Source organism: Spirochaetota bacterium (genome assembly GCA_038043445.1).
Taxonomy (GTDB): Bacteria; Spirochaetota; Brachyspiria; order Brachyspirales; family JACRPF01; genus JBBTBY01.
Window position 1 is genome coordinate 1 of record JBBTBY010000047.1, and the last position, 23,760, is coordinate 23,760.

The following is a 23,760-nucleotide window of genomic DNA, read 5'->3' on the forward strand; positions in this document are numbered from 1 at the left end:
CATTGTACAATGATATCGAAATTTTAAACAGCTTTGAAAGGTGGGAATTTTCAAGTCCAGCGGCTCATTGCGTTCACACCCGCCTGTGATATACTGCCGACACGATCGACCCGCAAATAGAACCATCTGGCATACCATGGATCCCTTTCTTGATGAAATAACGCTCGCAGTCACCGCCGGTCACGGCGGTCCGGGCGCAGTATCGTTCCGCCGCGAGGCGGGCGTACCCAAGGGCGGCCCGGACGGCGGCGACGGCGGCAAAGGCGGCGACGTCATTTTCATCTGCGACCGGCGCGAGACAACGTTCTACAAGCTCCGCACGAAACGGGAATTGTTCGCCAGGAACGGCGACAGCGGCAAAGGCTGTATGATGTCGGGAAAGGCGGGCGACGACCTCATCATACGGCTCCCCGAGGGAAGCGTGATATTCTCCGAGGATGGTGCTGTCGTTGCCGATCTTACCAGGGATGGAGAAACGTTCATCGGCGCACGCGGCGGCAAGGGCGGCAAGGGCAATAAATTCTACACGACGTCGACGAACCGTGCGCCTGACTATGCGCAGCATGGATTATCCGGCGAGGCGTTCACCTATCGGCTCGAAATAAAGCTCATCGCGGATGTGGGTCTTGTGGGGCTCCCGAATGCAGGCAAGTCAACGCTCATAGCGCATCTGACGAAGGCGCATCCGAAGATAGCCGCGTATCCGTTCACCACGCTCACGCCGCATCTGGGCGTCTGTTACATCGATGTGGACGCGAGCTTCATCATCGCCGATATCCCCGGCATCATCGAAGGTGCGCATGAAGGCCTGGGCCTCGGGATATCGTTCCTCAAGCATGTCGAGCGTACGCGAGTGCTCGCTTTCGTCATCGATCTCTACGAGGTCGATCCTGCCACCGCCTACCGGACGCTCCTCAATGAGCTTCTGCAGTACAAGGATGAGCTCGCGAAAAAACCGGCCATCGCCGTCCTCACGAAGACCGATCTCATCGATGTCGAGCTCCTCCCCGAGATGATCCGGGAATTCCGGGAAGGGATACGCGGGAGCACCATCGAAGAGGTGTTCGCCATTTCCGCGGCTACCGGCGACGGTGTCGCGCCGATGAGGAACGCGCTCTACCACATATCACAGCGGCATAAGACCGCGGTGTCGTCCTGAGATCACCATGAGCGGCATCATCATCGCAGGTATCATCTCGATCGCCGTGCTCCTTATTGCCGTCATCGTGCTTGTCATCATGCTCCTCGTGCGTCCGCGTTCCGACATGTCGCCGATGCTGGGCAAATTCGAGGGGGATCTTGAGCGGGTGACACAGGAGTCGTCGCGCATCGAGGGGTAGAATAACCCCTGTCCCCCTGCCCCTTTCCGTAGCGGCTTTGGCCATCCATGGCCGCCGCCAGCTGCGCCATCCTTGGCGCATGCCTTTTGAAGGGCAAAGGGGCGCCAAAAAAACATTCAGGAAGAAAAATTGAAAACGGCGGGGTAAGGGGTTATCATTTCAATGCGTGTTTGACTTTTGAACTCCAGCGGTTATAATTCGCCCATGATAAAATATGTTCTTGCATCCATCACGCTCGCCGCGCTCACCGTTTCCTGCACGACATTCGGCCTTCCGAAAGAGGACCTTCGCCGCATAAAGACGATAGCCTTGGTACAGGTGAAAGTGAATTCCGCCTGCGACGGCACCGATTCCGAGATGATGGAACGGCGCGTGTCGTCCCGTTCGATAAAAGTACTGCCGTTCGTCTCCGGAAAGAGCGACCGCATGAAATACCTCAATACGCAGGTATATGCGGAATACATCGCGACGAATTTCCAGACGGCATTCAATGGCGGGAACACTAATTACCGCATCATAAGCCTTCGCGAAGCGATGAACGCCGCCGAATACAAGGCGCTCACGCGCGTCAACGCACGCGACGGCATGGCTGTCGCGCGCGACACGATAGACCTCTCGCGGTATGCCGCCCCCGAGCGGACAGCGCTCTTTGCGAAAGTAAAGGCCGATGCCTTCATGTCGATAACCCTCTATCATTCGGTCTGGGGGCAGGCGATGTCGGCACGGGTAAGCATAAGCGACAGGAACGGCACCGTACTCTACGCCGACTTACTGCGCACGGAATCAACCTATATCGTCAAGGACGTCGAATCCCCGTACACGAGCGAATTCGAGGTGTTCGGCGATTCGAGCGCGCTCACCAATCGCCGGCATCAGGACGAGGTGTTCACGGTATTGGGCGAAATGGTCCAGAGTGCGGGCAAAGACTGTGCGCGAACGCTTACAGAGGCCATTCGATAACGCTGCCGCTTCGGAACGATAATGCAACGCATACAACACATTCGACGGATCATCTTCTGGCTGATGCTCTCTGCCATCGCCGGCACGCAATTTTCCTGTTATGAATATGAGCAGTTCGTACGCCGCGGGCTTGCCGGGGAGAACCTCTTCGAGCTTGAGGTGTACGGTGAGCGCATGACCGCTTCCGATGAGATAAAGATCATCGAGCTTGACGGTTTCACCGTTGATGATTTCGCCGACGATACGGTGAAGTCCTATATCAAGGGTTTTCAGACCGGCGGCAGACGCTGGTTCCAGGCGGCGCTCGATCGCGGGCAGCTCTATATCCCGTACATTAAAAAGATATTCAAGCAGTATGATATCCCGGAAGACCTTGCGTATCTCCCCATCATCGAGAGCGAATTCGTCATCGGCTGCAAGTCGCCCGTGGGCGCTTTCGGCATCTGGCAATTCATGTCACAGACCGCCGTCATCTACGACCTGCGCATCAACTACTGGGTGGATGAGCGTAAGGACCCCATCAAATCGACACACGCCGCCGCGAAGCATCTCAAACGGCTCTATCCGAATTTCAAGAGCTGGGTATTGGCACTTGCCGCGTACAATGCCGGCGGGGGGAAGATATCACGTTCCATAAAGCGATATAAAACGAACGTGTTCTGGGAGCTCGTGCAGAAGAAAGCGCTCGCGGACGAGACGAGGCGCTACATACCGAAATTCATCGCGGCCACGATGATAGCGAAGAACCCCGAGCGTTACGGGTTCAAAGTGAACGCACCCGCGGTCGATTTCGGGCACTACGATGTCGTGTACATCGACGATGCGGCAGACATTACAATGCTCGCTTCCATGATCGAGTGCGATCAGAAAACGATAATGACGCTCAACCCCGAGCTCAATCAGTGGATAACGCCGCCGAAGGCGATGCGCTATCCGCTCCGCCTCCCGAAGGGAAAAGCCGCCGTGTTCAATGAGACGTTCGCGCAGATACCGCCCGAGGAGCGTGTAACGTTCCGGCAGCACACCCTGCGCATGGGTGAATCGCTCTGGCAGCTCGCTGCGTTCTACAATGTCCCCGTAACCGCCATCATGGACGTGAACAAACTGCGCTCGTCAAAGATAGTACAGGTCGGGGAACGCATACTCATCCCGGTGAGCGGGCTCGGGAACGCCAAGCAGATAGACGAGAAAGAGTACGAGGCACGCCAGGCGGAGATCGCGCTCGGGAAGTATGTCAATTTCAAGAGGCTCAAACCGCCGGGCTACGACCATCGCGATGTCATCTACTGCGTCGGAAGGAATGAGACGATGTGGACCATTGCGATGAAACTGAAGATAAGCATGGATGAGATACGGGCGTGGAATTCGCTCCCCGGCTATTTTGTGGGCGAGGGGGAGGAGATATTCCTCCGCATACCGGTGAAGAATGCTGGCAGCAAGCGCTAGACATTTTCGGATTTATTGTTATAGTATCCCCGAAATTATTATGAGGAGTAATGAGATGGCCCACAAAATAACAGAAGATTGCGTTGCCTGCGGAGTCTGCCTTCCTGAATGCCCGAAAGGCGCGATACTGGAGGGAGACCCGATCTATACGATAGAAGCCGCAAAATGCGACGATTGCGGAAGCTGCGTGGCCGTATGCCCGAGCGAAGCGATCAAGAAAGCGTAAGCATCATAATGCATCGGAACATCCGGGGAGGGCGCAGGCCTTCCCCGTTTTCATTTATTGTCCGATAGGGCGTACACTCACCCCCTCGGGGCTCCCCCTCTCTCACGGGGATGTGAGAGAGGGGGAGAACACATCACATACGGAAAAGCATTCAGTCTGAATATTAATTCCTTCCGTGGTAAATATTATTTGAAGACAGGAATATACTGTCAGCGCCGCCCGTAGGCATGGATGCCGGGGCGGGCGGTGACACCGCAGCGAAACGCGGTGCGACACGGTTTGAATTGACAGGAATTCGGCGGGTGGTATACTTGGCGGTATTGCAGGTGTCGGCAGTAAAAAATGCAAAGTGCTTTCTATTCTATCTTTCTAAAACACCTTCATCTCATTTGCGCTTTAGCGCCTTTGTGGTTATCCTTACTATGCCTATCCTGCGCCGCTCCTCAAAAAAAGCAATTGACAGTCATGCCTGAAAGTGAAAAGAAATATGTTGCAAAGAAATTATATTCAGTAAAAAAAGGGGATATAATACTTGCCGAAAAAGACGGCATGGTATTGGTAAGGGTTAATGATGTGGACTTTTGGACAAAGGTCGATAAAGAAAATATCGCACCACTTCCCAAAACGAATGTATTTGGCTTTTGCGAGAATACCGCTACGATCACTAATGCCATCAATGTTTATGAATTGCCGGATATTTCGAGCAAGGTCGTTGATAAAATCAGTAAAGGCATGCTTGTCCAAATTGTAGAAACGGCTGATTATTTTGTGAAAATATCAACACCGAAAGTTGAAACGTATGGTTGGGCGCAAAAAAAGGATTTGAGCGACTACAGTGATTACTCCTCGAGGTCAGGGGCAAAAGCGAAAGTTACGATTAAGGAAGATTCCGCAAATGTATATATCGGAGATATTAAGCTTCAAAAGGGTATTGAAACAGGTCATGATTACAAAACCTATAATGCTCGCCTTGCGGCGAAATCGGTTCCTGTTTCAAAAGCAAATATAAATAGCTACTCGCCTACATTTGAAAATTATCCACCGTATCAACGTGCAATTGAACAAATAAAAAATGGTTCGACCATGCAGTACTTTGAACGCGCGTATATTTATACCAACTTCCCACATGGCGAGTCAACAGTCATTTTTAAACAATTTGCTTTCGTTAACAAGAATAGCCCCGACGGCGGTGATTTTCTTGCTAGGGATATAGATGGCAGTGGCGGATTCGCCTATTCGAAATTAGAGTTTTATAACATTTATGGTGAAAAAACCGGCGAATGGTTTGGCAATCCTGAGGGGAGAGCCTCCATAACGTACGATGGGAACTATATGCTCTTAATTGATGCGGGAGGATTTAGTGATAATGGGATGTATGGCGCCCGCACAACTGGTTATCTTGATAAATATGGACGATTGGTAAAACGACTTGATTATGATTCTGACCCAGTAGACAAGTATTATTGCGTTTCTCATAGCCGACACAATTATAGACCCAATGCACCGGCAATAGATATAAGTATCCTCAGTCCAGAATCAAATATTCCACTTATACGATTCATTCATCAGGAAAAACCGGGGAAGGGCTATAATATTTCAGTTGGAAGTCCTACGGCAAATGATGAAGGTGGATTTGCAGAGGGCTGGAATATAGCTTACAAGGCAAGTTAATTTCTACCGAAACCGTTAATTGGGCAGTGCCAATGAGAGAGTAAATGAAACACCTAACTTTTTTCATATTCATTATCTCTTTGACAATACATACAACGGTGTATTCGACAGTAAAATCAGAAACGTATTTAAATCCCGATACTCAAGGCAATTTACGAAAACAATTTCGAAATGGAGCAGATAAATTTAGTTCCGATTTTGGCTGGAGAGACATGCCGGGCGGCGGTGGAAATTGCAACGTACTATCCATCTCTTCAAAACAGAATCACCCAGGCATTGACCTTCCCCTCTCTCACATTCCCGTGAGAGAGGGGAAGAGGCAAGTTCACTATCTGTTTCAGGTTTTGTTTTATGCCGTAGGGGTGAGTGTTCCAAAACCCGCGGAAAACCGTCATCGCTATGCAAGCCTCGTCGCAAGCGCCCGTGAAGCAACCGCATCATCCACCGGAAAACTGTATACACCCTTCTCAGAACGCACCGTGCCGATGCTGCTGAGCATGACATAGCGCGCTTTCCCGCCGACGGCCTTCTTGTCAGCCCGCGTGAGCGGAATTATCCGCCGGGGGTCGAAACGGGCCGGCGTAACGATAGAAAGCCCGCGAAGAAGGTCGGCAATACGCGTCACATCGGTCTGCGTGAGATGACCCAGGTCGGACGATATTATCGATTCGTACACAAGGCCGCAGCCCACCGCGCGTCCGTGGTTCATGCGGTAATTCGACGCGCGTTCTATCGCATGGCCGATGGTATGCCCGAAATTGAGTATCTGCCTAAGCCCGCCCTCGCGCTCATCCTTCTCTACTACCGATTTTTTTATCTCGATGTTGCGTGCTATGCAGTCTGCGAGGAATGACATGTCCCGCGCGCGGATCTTGTCGATGTTCTTTTCGAGGAGAGCGAAGAGCGCCTTGTCGCGTATAAGGGCGTGCTTTATCACCTCGGAGAAACCGAAGCGATATTCGTCGTCCGGGAGCGTTGTAAGCAGATCGAGCGATGCGAACACCGTTTGAGGCTGATCGAACGTGCCGATGAGGTTCTTGCCGTAGCGCGTATCCACGCCGGTCTTGCCGCCGACGGACGAATCGACCATGCTAACGATGGTGGTGGGCATCTGCACGAAGGGAACGCCGCGCGTGAATATCGATGCGGCGAAGGCCGTCATATCGCCGACAACGCCGCCGCCCAAGGCGATGAACACGCTGTCGCGTCCATAGCCGCGGGCGAAAAAATGGTCGGTGATGCGTTCGATCGTTGCGAGCTTTTTCGTACGCTCCCCCGGTTGAAGAACGCAGACGTCCGCTCCCCTGCCGACCGCGGAGAGCGCGGACAGGAGGCGTGCGGAATATCGGTTCACATGCGAATCGGTAACGACGGCAATGCGCCGCTTCGGGAATTCTTTTGCGATGAAAGCGGCCGCCGCATCGAACAGGTCCTCGCCGACGGTGATATCATACCTCCGGGGAAGTCCTGCCGGTATCGTTACGGATATGCGCTTGATGCGTTTCATCGTTTCTTTTTGATGATGAGATTCATGGCGATGCAGCCGATATCGGTATCATAGTTAATGACCAGTATCTCCTCGTTCGCCTTCTCGACGATGCTCATATGCTCTCCCATGAACAAGGTCGGCGTGGTCATATCGAGGTCTATGCCGCGCGTGGAAAGCTCGTTGATGGCACCGCCGGCAACCATGTTGGCGAACTCCTTCACGGTGGCGATGAAGATATCATCGATGGAATCTATCGTCTCTTCGTTGAGCTTGGATGCGAGATTGAACGCGGTGTCCTTTTCCATATCGAGCATGAGCTTCGTGTCGAGCATGCCGGTGATGCCGATGAACACGCCCACACCCATGAGCGGGCTGAACGAATTCTTCACGATGACATCGCCCTTGCTCACACCGGTGCGGCAGTAGGACTTGAGTATGGTCACCGCGGAGGAGCTGAACGCATTGACGACAGGGAGATCGAACATCATTTCCTCTTTGTTATTTCTCGGGAGATAGCGTCCTTAACTGCACCGACATCGGCGGGCAGTTCCAGCGGCGGATTAGCGTACTTCGCCGATATGCCGGAAAATGCGCCGGTGTGATACCCTATCTTGAAATCGGTGAACTTAAGGCCGTGCGCCGTCGATACGACAACGACCGTCTCTTTCCTGTCGATGACCTTTCTGTCGACGAGCTTAAAGAGCGCGCTCATCGCGACCGCGGTGTGCGGACAGACGAAGAGCCCCGTCCTGTCGCTTCTGCCCGCGGCGTCCGCTATCTCATCTTCCGTCGCCTCTTCGACGACGCCGTTGAATTCCCTGAGCACGGCGATCGCCTTCTTTATGCTCACCGGATCGCCTATCTGTATCGCCGAGGCGAACGTTTTTTCGGCGGTCATCGGCGAGAATTCGCGGAAGCCCGTGAGATACGACCGATAGAGCGGATTGGCATTATGCGCCTGTGCGACCACGATGCGCGGGCGTTTCTTTATCATGCCGAGCGATTCCAGCATGAGCAGTCCCTTGCCGAGCGCGCTCACATTGCCGAGATTGCCGCCGGGGATGATGATGGTATCGGGCACTTGCCAATCGAGCTGTTCGATTATCTCGATGCCTACGGTCTTCTGCCCCTCGATGCGGAGCGAATTCATGGAGTTGGCGAGATATATCCTGTTGTCCTTCGTCACTTCCTTGACGATGCGCATGCACCCGTCGAAGTCGGTGTCGAGCGCAAGGACGATGGAATGGTTCGCGATGGGCTGCACGAGCTGCGCGACGGATATTTTGTTGCGCGGGAGGAACACTATCGAAGGGATGTCCGCATACGCGCAGTACGCGGCGAGCGCGGCCGAGGTGTCGCCCGTCGAGGCGCACGCCACCGCGGTTATCGGGACGCCTTTTTTGCGCATCGCGTTCACCTGCGAAACGAGCACCGTCATGCCGAGGTCCTTGAACGACCCGGTATGCGATGTCCCGCAGTGTTTTATCCAGAGTTCTTTGAGGCCGAGTTCCTTCTCAAGGCGCTGCGCCCAGAAGAGATTGGTATTGCCTTCGTACATGCTGACGATATGGTCCTTGTCGATGTGCGGGAGTACCCATTCCTTCTTACCCCAGACGCCGGAGCCGTAGGGATATGTGTTCGTGCGCATACGCTCATCAAAGAGCGCTTTCCATTCCTTCGCGGACCTTTGCGCAAGGGCATCGATATCGTGATGCACTTCGAGAAGCCCGCCGCATTTTTCGCAGGTATAGACGACGGTATCGAGCGGGTACTGCACGTCGCAGCCTTCCGCACAGCGGAAATGCGCGGTGAGCGCCGGCTTTTTCGCGGCCGTCCTCTTCCTGACGATCTTTTTTCTGCCCATGTTACGCCCGTTTCTCCTGGATGATGACCGCATCCGTACCGTCTTTCTCTGCGAGCGTAACGTTCACGATATCGTCTTTCTTCGCATCGACGGTCGTGCCGATGTAGTCGGGAACGATGGGGAGCTCCCGTGCGCCGCGGTCGACAAGGACGAGGAGGCGTATCAGCGACGGACGGCCGTAATCGAAAAGGGCGTTCATCGCCGCGCGAATCGTGCGCCCGGTGAAGAACACATCGTCGATAAGGAGTATCTTTCGGTTCGTGATATCGAACGGAATGCGCGTTTCCTTCACTTCCGGGAGCTCAATGCGCCGGCTCAAGTCGTCGCGGTAGAACGTGATATCGAGCGTGCCGGTATCGATGGGCGTTTTCACGAAGGACGATACGGCGGTGCGGAAGCGTTCCATGATGATGTCGCCGCGCGAGCGTATGCCGATGAACGCGAAGGTCGATGCATCCTTCTCGCGATCGCAGAATTCACGCGCCATGCGGACGATAGCCGCGTTCATCGCGGAGCTGTTCATGCATTCGCGTGTCATCGGATGAAGCCTTCGCCGGTCCCCTTCGCCATCTCGCCGATAACGCAGGCGCTCGCCTTCAGTTGCTTTAAGGCACGGAGCACCGCGTCCGCCTTCGACTTCGATGCAATGACGACCATGCCGATGCCGTTATTGAACGTCTCAACCATATCATCATCCGGTATGCCGCCCGCTTTCTGTATGAAGGTGAAGATGCCGCGCGGAGCCACATCCGTTTTTCGGAACACGATGTCGGTCTTCGCGGGTATCACACGAGTGGCATTGCCGATGAGGCCGCCGCCGGTGATATGCGCCGCCGATTTGATGAGGTCCTTTTTCACGAGCGCCTGCAATGTCTTCACATAGATGATGGTCGGCGTAAGGAGCATCTCCCCGAGCGTGCGGGGGAGATCGTATTTTTTATTGAGGTTGAGCTTCGCTTTCGCAACGACCTTGCGCACGAGCGAATAGCCGTTGGAGTGAAAGCCGCTCGATGCAAGACCGATCACCACATCGCCCGGTATGATGTTCTTTCGGGGAAGAAGTTCGCTCTTCTCGGCCACGCCGACAGAGAACCCGGCGAGATCGTATTCGCCGATGCCGTACATGCCGGGGAGTTCCGCCGTCTCGCCGCCGACGAGCGAACACCCGGCGAGCTTGCAGCCTTTCACCACGCCGCGGATTATCGACTCATAGGGGATGGACGCGAGTGAACCCACGCCGATGTAATCGAGGAAAAAAAGCGGCTGTGCGCCGGTGGTTGCCACATCGTTCACGCACATGGCGACAAGATCGATGCCGATGGTATCGTGAATATCCATGTCCTTCGCAAGGAGGAGCTTGGTGCCCACGCCGTCGGTGCCGGACACCATGATCGGCTGTTTGTACTTTTTATCAAATCCAACGAGCGACGCAAAACCGCCGATGGGTGTCAACACGTTCTTTGTGTACGTCGTTTTTACGTTCGCTTTAATCCTGTCGATGAGGCTGTCGGCGTAATGGATATCAACGCCCGCTTTTTTGTAGGTCAGTCCCATAGCGTCCCTTGCATGATTTTTACGCATTATACTATCGGCAGGTGAAAAAGCAATGAACCCCTATTTTTTTCCGCGATTGTATTCCGCTATTCGCTGCCATCCGATGGCCCCGAGGAGGACATTGGCATTCCCGGAAGCTCCGTTCGCCATTGCCACGACATAGGCCTTCAGCTGCGGGGAGTACTGCATGGTCGCACTGTTCCCTTTGAGCGGCCCGCCGCCGTGTCCATAGAGCTCGAAGCCGTTCGCGTATTTTTTGATATGAAAGCCAAGGCCGTAATCCGCATCAGCCCCATTTTCAAGTTTTACGGGGATGAAGATATCCTTTGCAGTGGCCGGGGCAAGAACCTTGGCATGCAGCACCGCCTCGAACCACAACCCAATATCCGATGCGCATGAGATGACCGCACCGGTGCCCCATACCATGGACGGTGAAACGGATGTTGTCACCTCGCGAAAACCGCTGTCGTATCCATGCACCGGACCCCATCCATCGTTCTGTGCCGCGACAGCGGTGTGCTTGAGGCCGATCGGGCGTATGATCCTTTCTTCGATGTACCGTTCGTACGGCATACCGGAAAGCGATTCGATGATCCGGGCAAGTATCAGCATCGCCGTATTCGAATACCGTGATCGTGTCCGGGGACGCACACTGTCCTGATGTTTCGATGCGGTGAGGATGATCGCCCCCGGGGAAAGCACCTGGTTCCAGTTGCTCAGGTATTCCGGCAGCACCATATAGTCGATGATGCCCGAGGTGTGACTGAGCAGGTCCCGGACCGTTACGGCGCCGCTGCCGGGATAATGCTTCAGGGCACCCTGATAGAGGTCGGGAAACTCTTCCTCGATGCTGCTGAGCGTCCTGTCAGGACGCAGCGCACCCGACTCGATCAGCATGAGTATCGACACGTGGGTGAACGTTTTTGAGATGCTCCACATCTTCATGGGGGATGTCGCGGTCATGGGCTTGTCCGGTACGATCGAGAATTGACCCGTACTCAACGAGTGGACCGTACCATCCGAAAGCTTGACATACAATTGCCCTCCGGGAGCAGGGATCTGCGCAATGACCTTGTTCAATTCCAGCTGAAGGTCCGCGCCTATGTCAGCGCGCACCTCATGGACGGCCGCGATCGAACAAAGAACAAAAGAAAATCTGACGAGCATACGATAGACCGCAGTATGCATTCTCCCCTCCGAAGCGTTCATCCGGCAGAATATCCTGATGAAGAATTCTTCATTCGGGAGAGTATATCATCCGCAGCACCGGATGCAAATGTGATCGCCGGGAACAACGGCGGCTGAACAGGTGGATACGAAGGCGAATGCATGTATGCTCCTTGACGGTATGATGACGCGGGAATATACTATCGACAATGCCCGCAGGAAATAATGCACATTCATCTCCGTCCCATCCACAAGGGACGTTCGCCGTCATAGACTTTGAGACCACCGGCATCTCGCCTGAATGCGGCGCCCGGCCCACCGAGATCGGCGTCGTCATCCTTGAGGACGGGGTTATCGTCGATACCTACGAAAGTCTCATGAACCCGGGCGTGCACATCCCCTATTTCATCCAGGAACTTACCGGCATAACGGACAGCATGGTCAGGCATGCGCCCGATGTGGGAACGGTCATGCAGGAAGTCACCGAGTTCATTGCATCGCATCGATTGGTCGCGCACAATGCGGCGTTCGACAGTAAATTCCTCGATGCAGAGCTCATCAAGCTTAAGAGGCCGCGGGATAAGGAAATGCTCTGTTCGCTCATGCTTTCGCGCCGCGTGTTCCCTGAGATACCAAGCCACAAGCTTTCCTCGCTCGTGGAAACGCTCCGTCTGCCGTCGACTAAGCATCACCGCGCATTGGCGGATGCCACGGCTGCTGCGCACCTTCTTATGCATATACAGCGGGAATTAGAGCAGCGTTTCGATCTGGACCATGTGTCGCATGAAATGCTTCTGAGCATACAGCAAGCCCCGCGTGCGAAGCTGGAAAAGTGCATCGCAGAGTTCATGAAAGCCCCGAAATAGAGGCTTGTATCCGTCAACTCGTATAATTACATATAGGGTAAAAAAAGCCCCCCCCTGTATCCGTCCGGGAGAATAATTATATAGGGGGTATTTGCAAGGAATATCGTATCCTTGGGAGGCACGATAGGGGGGCTTTGTAACGCGAATTCCGTATATATATGTATAGGGGTATTTTCCTTAAACTGGATAATGCCCGAAGGAGATGTCGATGGCTGCGATCGAGTATAGTGTCTTGGTCGATCACGTATCCGGCAGGATGGGCGATCTGATATTCCAGCGCCGAAAACAGACACGCTATGTACGGCGGTATACGCCTCCAAGGGACAGGCGTTCGCCGGCACAGCTCCGCCGCCGGGGTCAATTCAGGGCGCTCGTGGCCCTGTGGCGTACGCTTGATGCCGGGATACAGGCCGCTTGGAACAAAGAAGCGGCTGATCTCAATATGTCAGGCTATAATCTCTTCATCAGCAGGAATATGCACCGTATGAATGCCGAACACCCGGGAGAGAACGCTCATTGCCCGTTCCCGGATGTATATGGAAAGTACCCATGCCCGACGGCTGTCAGGTTCGCATCACCTTCGTTCCGAAGTCGTTTCGGATACGCTTTGACGACATCATACCCCCGAACACGGCTTTTCTGCCGCTCCGGATGGCCGGGGAGTGCATTTTTCGGCCCCGTTTGCCGATAATAAAGGCATACTTCCAGCGGGAAATGCCATGCGAAAAAGCAAGCGCGAGCGCACGACAAAAGAGACACAGATCGAACTTTCTCTCGATCTTGACGGCACCGGCACGTATACCATCGACACGCCGATAGGCTTTTTCAATCACATGCTCGAACTGTTCGCCAAACACGGGCGATTCGACCTTGCAATAAAAGCGAAGGGCGATGTGAACGTAGATTTTCATCACACCGTGGAGGATGTCGGCATCGTTCTCGGCGAGGCCGTTGCGGAAGCGCTTGGCGATAAAAAAGGTATAGAACGCTACGCGAACGTATCGCTTCCCATGGATGAGACCCTCGTCGATGTGGCCCTCGATATCTCCGGCCGCCCTTACGCGGTCTATAAAGCCGACGGTCTTGCCCGCGATAAAGTGGGCGAATTCGATACCGAACTTGCCGCCGATTTTTTCCGCGCCTTCGCGGTGAGCGCAAAAATGACCATGCATGTGTCCCTTAGCTACGGCACCAATGCGCATCACATCATCGAAGCGATGTTCAAGGCGAGCGCGGTGGCGCTCCGCCGTGCTTCGCGCATAACGAACGAAAGCATCCCGTCCACGAAAGGGATACTCTGAGCGGGGTAGTCGCGTGACTGCAGAACAACTGAAAGGCGCGCGATTCTTCACCGCTGAAGCTCCTGTCTATGTCGGTGATTCGCTTTTCACCTCCGAGCGCAAATTCCATCCGCATCGCCACGATTTCCATGAGTTCTTCATCGTTCGTTCAGGGTCGCTCGTACATCATCATAACGGGAGTGATACGACCATCCATGCCGGCACGATCTGGTTCATACTGCCCGACGATACGCACTGCTTTTCGGCGACCGGCGAGGATGCGCTCCTCACCAATGTCGCGTTCACGAAAGCGCTCGCGGATTCGGCCGCTGTCTATCTCGGCATAAAGGACCTCGAGGCAGCGGTACGGACCCGGGCACATACGACGCTCTCACCGCACGGATTCGGACACTTCATCGAACGTATCGGCGTGCTCGCACAGGCGAAGGCCGATGTGAAGCGCATGCTCGGCCGATCGCTTATCGCCGATGTCATAGCCATGCTGTCATTGCCGCGCACCGAGATCGTTGATCCGCCGCCTGCGTGGCTTTCCGCCGCATGCAATGCCATGCAGAAGGAGGAGAATTTCCCCCGCGGGCTTGAACGCTTCATCGAACTTGCCGGGAAAAGCCAGGAGCATGTTACGCGCTCCATGCACGATCATTATGGGCAGACGCCCACTGAATTCATCAATACGATACGCCTCGACCGTGCCGCCTACCGCATGCGCGCAAGCACGGACGACATCCTCAGCATCGCCTACAGCGTCGGCTTCAACAACAGTTCACATTTCATCGCGCTGTTCAAGAAGCGCTACGGTGTTACGCCGAGCGCCTATCGCCGTCAGAGCGCGCGCATTTTTGCGCAGAAGGGATGATGGCTTTCCTGCGGGTGTCGGAACACTCACCCCCTTGGCTTATGAAAATGTCCGTTATACTGAGAATATACTTGCCGTTCCCCCTCTCTCACAGAGAAGTGAGAGAGGGGGAATTCATCACTCGGGTCATTTTATTTTGATGAGAAATCGAAACATGGACGAATATACATTGCAGCCCTGAAAGCATGTCGGCGGGAATAAAATCCCTTCAGCAATTCTCTTTTCTGTGCCGCAGACGATACGCCCGCGGCGTAATCCCCACCGCATGCTTGAATGAACGGCTCAGATGATACTCATCAAAGAACCCGGTGGCGGATGCTATTTTTTCGAGGGTAAGGTCGGATGAGGCGAGGAGCGCCTTCGCCCGTTTCAGCCGTTCTGCGGTAACGAGAGAAGGGAGCGATACACCGAATATCTTTTTGAGGAGAACGCTCGTGCGCGAGCTTGAAATGCTGAGAAGCGCAGCGATATCGGAAAGGCGTATCGTTCCGGAAGCGTTCTCGCGGATATAGGTCGCCACTTTATTCCCGCGCGAATCCGGGAAGGAAAGCGTGTTCATCTCCTTGAGCCGTGTGATGATGCCGTCCGCGTATACCGCGAGTATCGACATGAGCGCCGCCGCACGATCGTCGCTGTACTCGGGGAGGGCTTTGTACGCCGCCGCGAAAGCGGACGAAAGCCGTGCCGGGGATGTGAGCTTCGTCCGCCAGGAACCGGCATAGAGCATGCCGTAGTGAATCCCCCCTGAGCTCATCGGGACAACGATCTCAACAACGCCCTTCCAGCACTCTTCACGGAACGGCGTTCTCTGCCCCTGGCATTTTTCATTCATCTCGTAGCGGCAATGGGCTATGCATTTCTCGCAGAAGTCGATGTCGCATACCGCGTTCTTCCGGTGCGACTGCCGCGCATGGCTGAAGACGGACATGCCCTCCGGTGTATGCAATACGCCGTCATTATCGACGATGGTCATCGATATCCCCAATTCGGTCTCGATGGCTGTAACGCTGTCTTCCAATGTATCGTGCACAATGCCTCTTGTACTATTCTTTCGGATACAGTAATAGTATACAAGAAAACGATATGAATTTCCATTTCCGTTCGCTTACACCGTGTCTATCTTAAGGGTATCACAGGGAGTTTTTATGACCACTACAGCAACGGATCATCTTCGCCTGCTCGAGCGCTGGGCGAATGCGATGCGCGGTTTCGTGCGCGTATCCCCGAAAAACCGCGACCTTTCATATTATGGTACGGGTGAAAGCGCCCATTGGCCGGTGCAGAGCAATTTCAATGTGTTCTCCGCTCTCGCTGTGCTCGGTACCGCGCCCGAACTCGATGGAAAGCGTACCGGTATGAAGCGCGATGATATCCGTTCATTATCGCTTTCGCTCCTGCGCTACGGGCTCTCCACGCACAAGGGTGAAGCGAACGTGTGCACGGATAACGGACAATGGGGCCATTTCTGGATAAGCGTCCTCGGTCTTGAGCGCATGATGCACGGCATCGATGCGATAGAGGAACATCTTTCCGCCGATGACAAGTCGCTTCTCAAGCGCGTGCTCATATCAGAAGCGGATTGGATAACCGATGAGCACCCCGTCGTCGCGGGCATCGAACATTCCATCAACAAGCCTGAATCGAATATATGGAACGGGACATTTCTTCTTCGTACAGCGCTCACGTATCCGGACACAGCGCGCCGCGATGCCTATCTCGAAAAGGCGACGGCATTCTTCCTCAACGGCATTTCCATCCCGTCGGATGCCGCGTCCGCCAAGGAGTACCGCGGTAAACCGCTCTCCGCATGGCATGTCGGCCCTAATTTCACCGAGGCATATTCGCTCAATCATCACAATTATCTCAATGTCGGCTACATGGTGATTTGCCTCTCGAACATCGCCATGCTCCATTTCGATATGAAGCGCAAAGGGATAGCGCTGCCTCCCGAGGTATATCATCACTCGGAAGACCTCTGGCGTATCGTGAAAGGCTTTACATTCTCTGACGGACGCCTCTGGCGCATCGGCGGCGACACCCGCGCACGGTACTGCTACTGTCAGGACTATGCTCTCCCGATGTGGCTTCTCGCCATCGATCGCTTCGGTGATGACGCTTCGGCATTTGAAGCGGGCTGGCTTTCCATCGTCGCACACGAAATGGATGAGAATCGTGACGGGGCATTCCTTTCCAAACGCCTCGCATCGGTACGGGATAATAGTTTTTTCTACTACGCCCGCCTCGAATCCGACCGCGCGGTAACGCTCTCGCAGGCGTCATTCTGGCGCCGTCACTTCCCGCTCACATCCTCGCCGAAGCCGCCGCCGGTCACTACAGCATGGAACGAGGACTTTCACGGTGCGGCCGTACATCGCTCGGAACATCGGCTCGCGTCGTGGGTATGGAAGGGTGCCGACGGTCCTGCGATACAGTGCGTACCGGCGCATCGAAGCGATATGGCGGAATGGCAGAACAATCTCTACGGAGAACTGCGTACCAGAGGAAAGCTCGTGCCGAAACGACTCGCGTGCAATTACAGGATGTTCAACGGCGGTTTTACCGCGTGCGGAGAGCTCGAATGGAATGAAACACTGCCCATGGGTGAAGGTGAAGAAAAATATACGTTCGCGCGCCACTTCGTCGCTGCCGCGGCATTGCCCGATGCACGCACCATGGTCGTTCTGCAGCATGCGGTAATGACCAAGGATTCCATTCTCTCCGAAGTGAAAGGTCTCGGGCTGAAAATGCCCAACGATATTTTTAACGGCAGCTCACGGCGGTATCGAAGCGCTGTCGGGGAGACAACGCTCAGCGGGATACCACAGTGCGGTGAAATGACTCCCGTCGATTCACCATGGCTTTCCATCGATAATGAGCTTTCGTTATTTCGCATCTATGGCGGCGAACGGTTCAACATTTTCCGCCCGAGCGAACGGCGTATTGCGATATGCCGCCCGACAAGGCCGACACTCGGGAGCTTGTACGCGGATGAGATATGCCTCACCTGTGCCATCGGCAATATTTTCTATCCCGAAGGCGCCGTACTGTTCGACAACGGTTTTGCCGTAAGCACCGTATCATCGGGCGAAGCGAAGCGGATGGCAGAATGCGTTGCGCAGATACAATGTGATGATCCGGGCTTACGCGCGGTACGGGTCAGCGGATATGACGGCGTCGACTATATTTTCGCCGCCAATTTCGGACAGGAAACGCACGCGCGGCTTTCACTTGGCAACACGATCAGAGAGCTCAGCAACGGCAATGCTCATCTTGCAGCGAGCGGTATAACCGAGATAGACCTCGCCGCAGGAATGGCATCGGTATATAGAATACAGAATACATGATAGCATTGACAAAGGAGCATCATTCATGAAGCAAAGTGCCGTGCTCTTGATCTTCATCGCCGCTTTTCTTTCCGCCGGTGACGGGCTCTCAGCGACACCCGGCTTATTCCGCGGATATACAACCGGCGTGATACGCCCCGACGAAGGTACGGTGGAAGTGGAGCTTTCCTTCAGCAAACCGGTTGAGGAATTCGCAAGCGCTGACGGCCAATTCATCTTTGCCGTGAAACCGGCCAGGCGCCCCGGCAAGGACGGCAATACGCTTCTCTGTCTTTTCATGCCGCCCGAACCCGGCAGGGGTCTTTCCGCGCTCGTGCGTACCGGGAAAGGCTATTATCGTGTGGACATGCCCTCGTTCTCGTACGTCAAAAACGAGATGATTCACCTCGCGATGAGCTGGGGTAAAGCGCTTACGCTCTTCGTGAACGGCAGGGCCGTCGGCTCCACGCCGATGAAGGAGGGCATCGGTCCTGAATTCCTGTCGCACGGTTTTCAAGCCGATATGTTCCCGCCGTTCAATGTGCACGCGATGAAACTATCGACGCGTGCCTCCGGCGAAGGCGATGTGTACCCCGGACGGCTGCATGTCGCCGACGATGATACATCATTCATCGCATCGAACGGCATGCGCGATGTTTCCTACCGCACGACACGGTGGCATACTTCATGCGGGTATCATGCGCTTATTCCCGCATGGCGCTTTGAGACGCAGGTGTACACCGAAGGCGAAACGCCGTTCATGGAATTCATCGGCGTCGCACATAAAGCCGCCGAATACCGCGTGAGCATACAGGCATACGACAGCGACGGGGTATCCGCTTTTACCACAAATACGCGCATCTCGCTCATGCCCGACGGCGTCCATCGCGTGTTCAGCATACCGCTCGCGCTCAAGCATGACTACTATCGCATTATCACCTCTATTCACGGGGCAGATGATGCATTCTATACCAACGCAATATCGATACTCCCGAGAACAATGGGTACCGACGGTGCGCTCTCGAAATTCTACGGACAGCACCGCGATACCGACGTTGAGGCTTCATTCTTCACGAAACTCGGCGCGCGCTCCACGCGAACATGGGCGGGCGGACGCGTATTTCTCTGGCAGCACATTGAACCCGAGCAGGGGCAGTTCGAATGGACACAGGCGGACGCGTATGTGTCCGAATGCAGAAATGCGAAGCTGGATATCCTGGGACTCCTCGGCAATCCACCGCGCTGGGCCGCCCTCGAACCGGATGAAGCGCATAAGAAAAAGCACCCCCTTGCCTGCCGCCCGGAGCGATGGAAGCCGAAAGATACCGCGGCATGGGGCAGATATGTCTTTGAAACGGCACAGCGATACAAAGGCGTTGTCGCATCATGGGAAATTTACAATGAAGTGAATTTCGCCCCGCCGGCACGGCCGGGATCGTTCTCCGGATCAGTGGAGGACTATTTTGAGATGCTGAAGACCGCGTACACGGAAGTAAAACGGGCGGACCCGAAAGCGAATGTGCTCATCAGCGGATTCTCCCCGAATGGCGACCGCGCCTGGCCGCTCTCGCTCATGAAAATGGGCGCGCTCAATTACTGCGACATATTCAACATACACGGGTATTCCGGCGTCGACGGCGTGAAGGACTGGCTTGCCGCGTACAAAAAGGAAAAGCCCGCAATGCCGTGGTGGCAGACCGAGCAGATGTGGTTCCAGATAGAGGACCATGAGAAGCGCATACTGCCCACCGTGGAGTATTACGCACAATTCCTCGCTGCAGGTGCTGAGCGGTATTACAACATGGGAACGACCGAGGTGTTCGCCGACCGCTACATTTATTCACCGACATCCGGATATCACATAACCGGGGTGTTCATGGAAATGCTCCGCACGTGCAATGCATACAAGGGGATGTATCGATTCACCGGAAGCGACGAATTCCCCGTGCGTCATTATTTCACGAGAACGGACGGCACAATCCTCAGCATATTCGCAAGCGCTCATGCATCTGTCACGGCGGGACCCTGCATCGCGGCATATGACAGCATGGGGCGGACCAATACCATCACAGACGGCGAGACAGTACCGGTCTCGAATGCGGCCTATATCATCAGCGCAAAACCGCTTGTAATAAAAAACGCCGTGCTTCATGCGCGGAAAACCGTCTGCCAGAACGGCGGCTTTGAGGAGATAGACGGGGATATCGGCGAAGGCGGACTTGCCGCGGGCAAACCGCGCATCTGGTCGTATCGCGATAAGAATTTCGATCCATCGGGCGCGATATCGATCAGCGCCGACGCGAACAGCGGGAAATATGCGCTTGCTGTATCCGGCTCCGGGAAAGGGCGCGTGTTCGCCGTGCAGTACACCCGTGTACCGGCAGGCAATTATATTTTTTCGGCATATTTCAAGCGCGGTGAAGGAAGCGGGCAGAAGCCGCATCTGCAGTACAATATCGCGGATGTGGAAAAAAAAGCCGAGTTGAAAATAAAAGCATTCGATGCTGTCTCAGGGGAATACCGCCGCTATGAATGGGTGATCACCATGCCTGATGTGGAAGCCCTCACGCTCGGGGTCGGGATGAGCGAGGGAACGGGGACGGTACTTATTGATGAAGTACGCTTCGAAAGAACGGACTGAACAAACGCGCACCCTTGACATTTTCAGATACATCCCTATTATGGAGGCATCCCGTTCCCGGAGGCACGTTTTGAAAACCTTCATCCGCTCGTTCTTGCTCGCCGCGTTGTGCTCGATCTCGCTCCTTGTCATTGCAGCACCGCTGTCAGCACAGAAAAAAATACTTGTCATCGACACACAAAAGACCGGCTGGCCTGCCGATGCCGCCGTTGCGCGTAAGAAATACCTTGACGCGAACGGTTTCGTCGAAGGGAAGGACCTGACCGTCGTATCGGTCTCCGTCGAGAACGATGAAACGAAAGCGGCCGCGCTCCTTGCTGAAGAACTCCCGAAGAATTACAATGTCATCGTGCTCAACGGCACCATACCGGCGCGCGCCGCAAAAAAAGCCGCGTTCGGAACGAAGCAGCCGTTCGTGTTCGCCGGCGTCACGGACCCCGTGGGTGTCGGCATCATCGCCGATTTCAAAACAGCCCCGACGGCGAATTTTACCGGCGTTTCGTTCCCCGTACCGGTGAGATCACGTCTGGCTTTCATCAAGCAGGTCATGCCGAAAGTGAAGAAGATCGGCCTTATCTATGCCGATATGCCGCAGTCGCACAGCTATAAAACGTGGCTCGATGACGCCATTGCCGGCGATCCTTCGCTCAAGGGTATGCAGGTCATCTATCGGATGGTGCCCGCGGTGACCGGCGAGACCGGTCCGCAGCAGATGGCTGATGCCGCCAAGGCGTATGTGCAGGAGCTCGATGCGCAAGTGGACCTTTTTATCAGCGCGAACGATCAAATGGGCGTGAGCAAACAGTTCCCCATGATGGTCTATCAAACCGCAAAGAAACCGCTCTGCGGGCTCGGCCGAAGCGATGTCATGGACGGTCTCGGTGCAACCATGTCGATATACCCCGTGTTCGACACCTTCGGCGTGCAGTCAGGACGCATGATCGCGGAACTGCTCAAGGGCAAGAAGGTGAGCGATCTGGTCCCCGAATGGCCGAAGCAGAACGGCGTCGCCTTCGACCTCGGGAAAGCGAAGAAATTCGGGATCTCGGTACCGGTAGGCTTGCTTGAGCTCGCCGGCCCGAACGTCGTTCGCGCCGCGAAATAGCGCGCACACGCCGCAACACGATCTGCATACCCCGTACGGTGCATGAAAAGCATTCGCTTTAAGATAATCATCGTCGTCGTTCCGGTCATATCGGCCTTTGCAGTGGCGATGTGGCTGCCGAACATGCTCGGCACGCGGCGTGTATATAAAGAAGCGTATATCAGCGGGAATTTCACCGCTGCAGAGCGCATCGTCGATATCGCGGCAAAAGGACTGCAGTTCTTCTCGTTCGATTCGCTCACCGGTATGAACGAAGCACTCTCGGATTATATCGCAAAGCATCCGGAAACCGTATACTGCTATGTTACGGACCGGACGCCGAAGGTGCTCTACCACGCAGCCGCGGACACCAACCGATATGAACCGGCGTCCGACTTTTCACCGGCAGCGCTCACGAACGCCGGCCAGCGGATCGTGTCGCCGCGTCGGGACATCTTCGAGCTCATCCTCCCGGTCGAGTTCTCATCTGAGATCGTCGGCGCCGTTCATGTCGGCATAACGCAGTCATCGATCAACGCCCTCTTGGCCCGTTCGCTCTTGACCGCGCTCATCCTCCTTGTGACTCTCCTTACCGCAGCGGTGATCGTGCTCGCGATAATCCTCGACCGCATCGTCTCGCGGCCGCTGATAGAGCTCGAGAACATGCTCCACAATATCGCCGAGGGCGACGGTGATCTGCGTAAACGCATCGTGGTGCGGTCGACGGACGAGATCGGGCAGCTCGCCGGATCGTTCAATACGTTCGCGGGGAAAGTACAGTCGCTGGTGGCCCTCGTCAAGCAGAACAGCGCTTCATCCCATGAACGCGCCAGCGCTTTTGGCGACAGCATGAACGAAGGCGCACAGACGATACAGGAGATCGCCGCCACCGTGTCCATGGTGGAAAAGAACGTTCAGCAGCAGAACGAACTGGTGAAGAAGACCGATGCGAACAATGAAGCGCAGCGCCACGGCATCGCCGGTATCGTACGGGGTATCGATGATATACTGGCGAGCACGAACGCGCTTAAGCAGGTCGTTGAGAATCAATCTGCGAACGTGACCGAGATAGCCTCGGCCATCGAGGAGATGTCATCCACGATAATAAGCGTCACCTCGGTCACCGAAAAGGCGCGGACGTCGGCGGCCATGCTCAAGGACGTAACGACGCAGGGCAAGGAGCGCATGCTCAAGACCACCGATATCATCAACGGCCTCCTGTCGTCGGTCGGTACTATCAACGAATTCATCGGCGTCATCGTTTCCATCGCGCAGCAGACGAATCTCCTTGCGATGAACGCCGCTATCGAAGCGGCGCATGCGGGCGATCAGGGGAAAGGGTTTGCGGTCGTCGCCGAAGAGATACGCAAGCTCTCGGATATTTCCAACAAGCAGGCCGGTGAGGCGAACAATTCGCTCAAGGCCATTGCGACAAAGATCAAGGATGCTGCGACGGAACTCCGTGAGACCGAGAAGAGCTTTGCGACACTGTCATCGGAATCCGAGAACGTGTTCACGATAACCCATGAGGTGAAGAATGCCGCCGATGAAGAATCGAAGGCGGTGTCCGAGATCGTGATATCCATATCCGAAGTATCCAAAATAACCCAGAACGTGCGGAGCAATTATACGGCGATACACGGATCGCTTAACAGCATGCGCGAAACGCTCACCTCGGTGATGGAAAGCTCGGGCGAAACGACGGATTCGATGAAAGCGCTCAGGGAGCTTTCGGGATCCATCGCCGGCAGTATGGGGGAAATGGCCGTCGGCGCCGGTGAGCTGAACCGGATGACAGCGAAGCTCCTGTCGCTCACGAAGAACATGTCCGAGAGCATCGATATGCTGACCGAGACCGTTACGCCCTACAAGACCGATGACATTGATGCGGCGCTCGATCCGCTGCTGCCCCCGCCTCGTACAACGGCGAAGTAAAAAGACCGCGGGGCGGCCGAAACGAACATCCCCTTCT

At 55.0% G+C, this 23,760-nt stretch carries 22 protein-coding genes; 15 read left to right on the plus strand and 7 right to left on the minus strand.

Annotated features, from left to right (window positions below; genetic code table 11):
- Positions 1 to 136 precede the first annotated feature (136 nt).
- The 6 genes from obgE to AABZ39_07140 all read left to right on the plus strand — a co-directional run bounded on the left by obgE (position 137) and on the right by AABZ39_07140 (position 5,643).
- The gene (gene obgE, locus AABZ39_07115) at positions 137 to 1,159 is read left to right on the plus strand and encodes a GTPase ObgE (protein MEK6794529.1); all 1,023 of its coding nucleotides are present in this window, start codon (positions 137 to 139) and stop codon (positions 1,157 to 1,159) included.
- Positions 1,160 to 1,166: 7 nt separating this feature from the next.
- Positions 1,167 to 1,340, plus strand: coding sequence for a hypothetical protein (locus tag AABZ39_07120; GenBank protein MEK6794530.1), 174 nt, complete (start codon positions 1,167 to 1,169; stop codon positions 1,338 to 1,340).
- A gap of 204 nt (positions 1,341 to 1,544) precedes the next feature.
- The gene (locus AABZ39_07125) at positions 1,545 to 2,300 is read left to right on the plus strand and encodes a hypothetical protein (GenBank protein MEK6794531.1); all 756 of its coding nucleotides are present in this window, start codon (positions 1,545 to 1,547) and stop codon (positions 2,298 to 2,300) included.
- A gap of 21 nt (positions 2,301 to 2,321) precedes the next feature.
- Positions 2,322 to 3,746, plus strand: coding sequence for a transglycosylase SLT domain-containing protein (locus tag AABZ39_07130; protein ID MEK6794532.1), 1,425 nt, complete (start codon positions 2,322 to 2,324; stop codon positions 3,744 to 3,746).
- Positions 3,747 to 3,801: 55 nt separating this feature from the next.
- Positions 3,802 to 3,972 carry a 4Fe-4S binding protein gene (locus AABZ39_07135; GenBank protein ID MEK6794533.1) on the plus strand — a complete coding sequence of 57 codons (171 nt, stop codon included), beginning with the start codon at positions 3,802 to 3,804 and terminating at the stop codon, positions 3,970 to 3,972.
- A gap of 465 nt (positions 3,973 to 4,437) precedes the next feature.
- Complete coding sequence (locus AABZ39_07140; protein MEK6794534.1) at positions 4,438 to 5,643, plus strand: SH3 domain-containing protein; 1,206 nt, start codon at positions 4,438 to 4,440, stop codon at positions 5,641 to 5,643.
- Between the two features lie 397 nt (positions 5,644 to 6,040).
- Here the strand turns inward: AABZ39_07140 and aroB are convergent, their stop codons facing one another.
- Genes aroB through AABZ39_07170 form a run of 6 tightly spaced genes read right to left on the minus strand, consistent with a single transcriptional unit; the run spans position 6,041 to position 11,666 of the window.
- Positions 6,041 to 7,150, minus strand: coding sequence for a 3-dehydroquinate synthase (aroB, locus tag AABZ39_07145; protein MEK6794535.1), 1,110 nt, complete (start codon positions 7,148 to 7,150; stop codon positions 6,041 to 6,043).
- Positions 7,147 to 7,620 carry a chemotaxis protein CheX gene (locus tag AABZ39_07150; protein ID MEK6794536.1) on the minus strand — a complete coding sequence of 158 codons (474 nt, stop codon included), beginning with the start codon at positions 7,618 to 7,620 and terminating at the stop codon, positions 7,147 to 7,149. Before AABZ39_07150 ends, aroB begins: the two co-directional genes overlap by 4 nt.
- The gene (thrC, locus tag AABZ39_07155; GenBank protein ID MEK6794537.1) at positions 7,617 to 8,996 is read right to left on the minus strand and encodes a threonine synthase; all 1,380 of its coding nucleotides are present in this window, start codon (positions 8,994 to 8,996) and stop codon (positions 7,617 to 7,619) included. Before thrC ends, AABZ39_07150 begins: the two co-directional genes overlap by 4 nt.
- 1 nt (position 8,997) lies before the next feature.
- Positions 8,998 to 9,534: a bifunctional pyr operon transcriptional regulator/uracil phosphoribosyltransferase PyrR gene (pyrR, locus tag AABZ39_07160; GenBank protein ID MEK6794538.1), complete on the minus strand. Its 537-nt coding sequence runs from the start codon at positions 9,532 to 9,534 to the stop codon at positions 8,998 to 9,000.
- Positions 9,531 to 10,550 (minus strand): phosphoribosylformylglycinamidine cyclo-ligase, encoded by a 1,020-nt coding sequence (gene purM, locus AABZ39_07165; protein MEK6794539.1) that lies wholly within the window; start codon positions 10,548 to 10,550, stop codon positions 9,531 to 9,533. The genes pyrR and purM overlap by 4 nt, the downstream gene beginning before the upstream one ends.
- Positions 10,551 to 10,610: 60 nt before the next feature.
- Positions 10,611 to 11,666: a serine hydrolase domain-containing protein gene (locus AABZ39_07170; protein ID MEK6794540.1), complete on the minus strand. Its 1,056-nt coding sequence runs from the start codon at positions 11,664 to 11,666 to the stop codon at positions 10,611 to 10,613.
- On the opposite strand from AABZ39_07170, the gene AABZ39_07175 reads away from it, so the two are divergent.
- The 5 genes from AABZ39_07175 to AABZ39_07195 all read left to right on the plus strand — a co-directional run bounded on the left by AABZ39_07175 (position 11,556) and on the right by AABZ39_07195 (position 14,740).
- Positions 11,556 to 11,855 carry a hypothetical protein gene (locus AABZ39_07175; GenBank protein MEK6794541.1) on the plus strand — a complete coding sequence of 100 codons (300 nt, stop codon included), beginning with the start codon at positions 11,556 to 11,558 and terminating at the stop codon, positions 11,853 to 11,855. The genes AABZ39_07170 and AABZ39_07175 overlap by 111 nt on opposite strands.
- A gap of 71 nt (positions 11,856 to 11,926) precedes the next feature.
- A complete protein-coding gene (locus tag AABZ39_07180) occupies positions 11,927 to 12,583 on the plus strand; it encodes a 3'-5' exonuclease (protein ID MEK6794542.1) in 657 nt (218 codons plus the stop codon).
- Between the two features lie 208 nt (positions 12,584 to 12,791).
- Entirely contained in the window at positions 12,792 to 13,274 is a 483-nt protein-coding gene (locus AABZ39_07185) for a hypothetical protein (GenBank protein ID MEK6794543.1), read from the plus strand.
- 28 nt (positions 13,275 to 13,302) lie between these two features.
- A complete protein-coding gene (gene hisB / locus AABZ39_07190) occupies positions 13,303 to 13,884 on the plus strand; it encodes an imidazoleglycerol-phosphate dehydratase HisB (protein ID MEK6794544.1) in 582 nt (193 codons plus the stop codon).
- 13 nt (positions 13,885 to 13,897) lie between these two features.
- Positions 13,898 to 14,740 carry a helix-turn-helix domain-containing protein gene (locus AABZ39_07195; GenBank protein MEK6794545.1) on the plus strand — a complete coding sequence of 281 codons (843 nt, stop codon included), beginning with the start codon at positions 13,898 to 13,900 and terminating at the stop codon, positions 14,738 to 14,740.
- A gap of 208 nt (positions 14,741 to 14,948) precedes the next feature.
- Here AABZ39_07195 and AABZ39_07200 read toward each other — a convergent pair whose 3' ends face one another.
- A complete protein-coding gene (locus AABZ39_07200) occupies positions 14,949 to 15,770 on the minus strand; it encodes a helix-turn-helix domain-containing protein (protein ID MEK6794546.1) in 822 nt (273 codons plus the stop codon).
- A 115-nt stretch (positions 15,771 to 15,885) separates the two neighbouring features.
- Here AABZ39_07200 and AABZ39_07205 point away from each other — a divergent pair, with 115 nt between their 5' ends.
- The 4 genes from AABZ39_07205 to AABZ39_07220 all read left to right on the plus strand — a co-directional run bounded on the left by AABZ39_07205 (position 15,886) and on the right by AABZ39_07220 (position 23,723).
- Positions 15,886 to 18,084, plus strand: a complete 2,199-nt coding sequence (locus tag AABZ39_07205; protein ID MEK6794547.1) for a hypothetical protein — start codon at positions 15,886 to 15,888, stop codon at positions 18,082 to 18,084.
- A 25-nt stretch (positions 18,085 to 18,109) separates the two neighbouring features.
- On the plus strand, positions 18,110 to 20,704 hold the full coding sequence (locus AABZ39_07210; protein MEK6794548.1) for an endo-1,4-beta-xylanase: 2,595 nt from the start codon (positions 18,110 to 18,112) through the stop codon (positions 20,702 to 20,704).
- A 70-nt stretch (positions 20,705 to 20,774) separates the two neighbouring features.
- A complete protein-coding gene (locus AABZ39_07215; GenBank protein MEK6794549.1) occupies positions 20,775 to 21,809 on the plus strand; it encodes an ABC transporter substrate binding protein in 1,035 nt (344 codons plus the stop codon).
- 42 nt (positions 21,810 to 21,851) lie between these two features.
- Positions 21,852 to 23,723, plus strand: a complete 1,872-nt coding sequence (locus AABZ39_07220) for a methyl-accepting chemotaxis protein (GenBank protein MEK6794550.1) — start codon at positions 21,852 to 21,854, stop codon at positions 23,721 to 23,723.
- Positions 23,724 to 23,760: the final 37 nt, after the last annotated feature.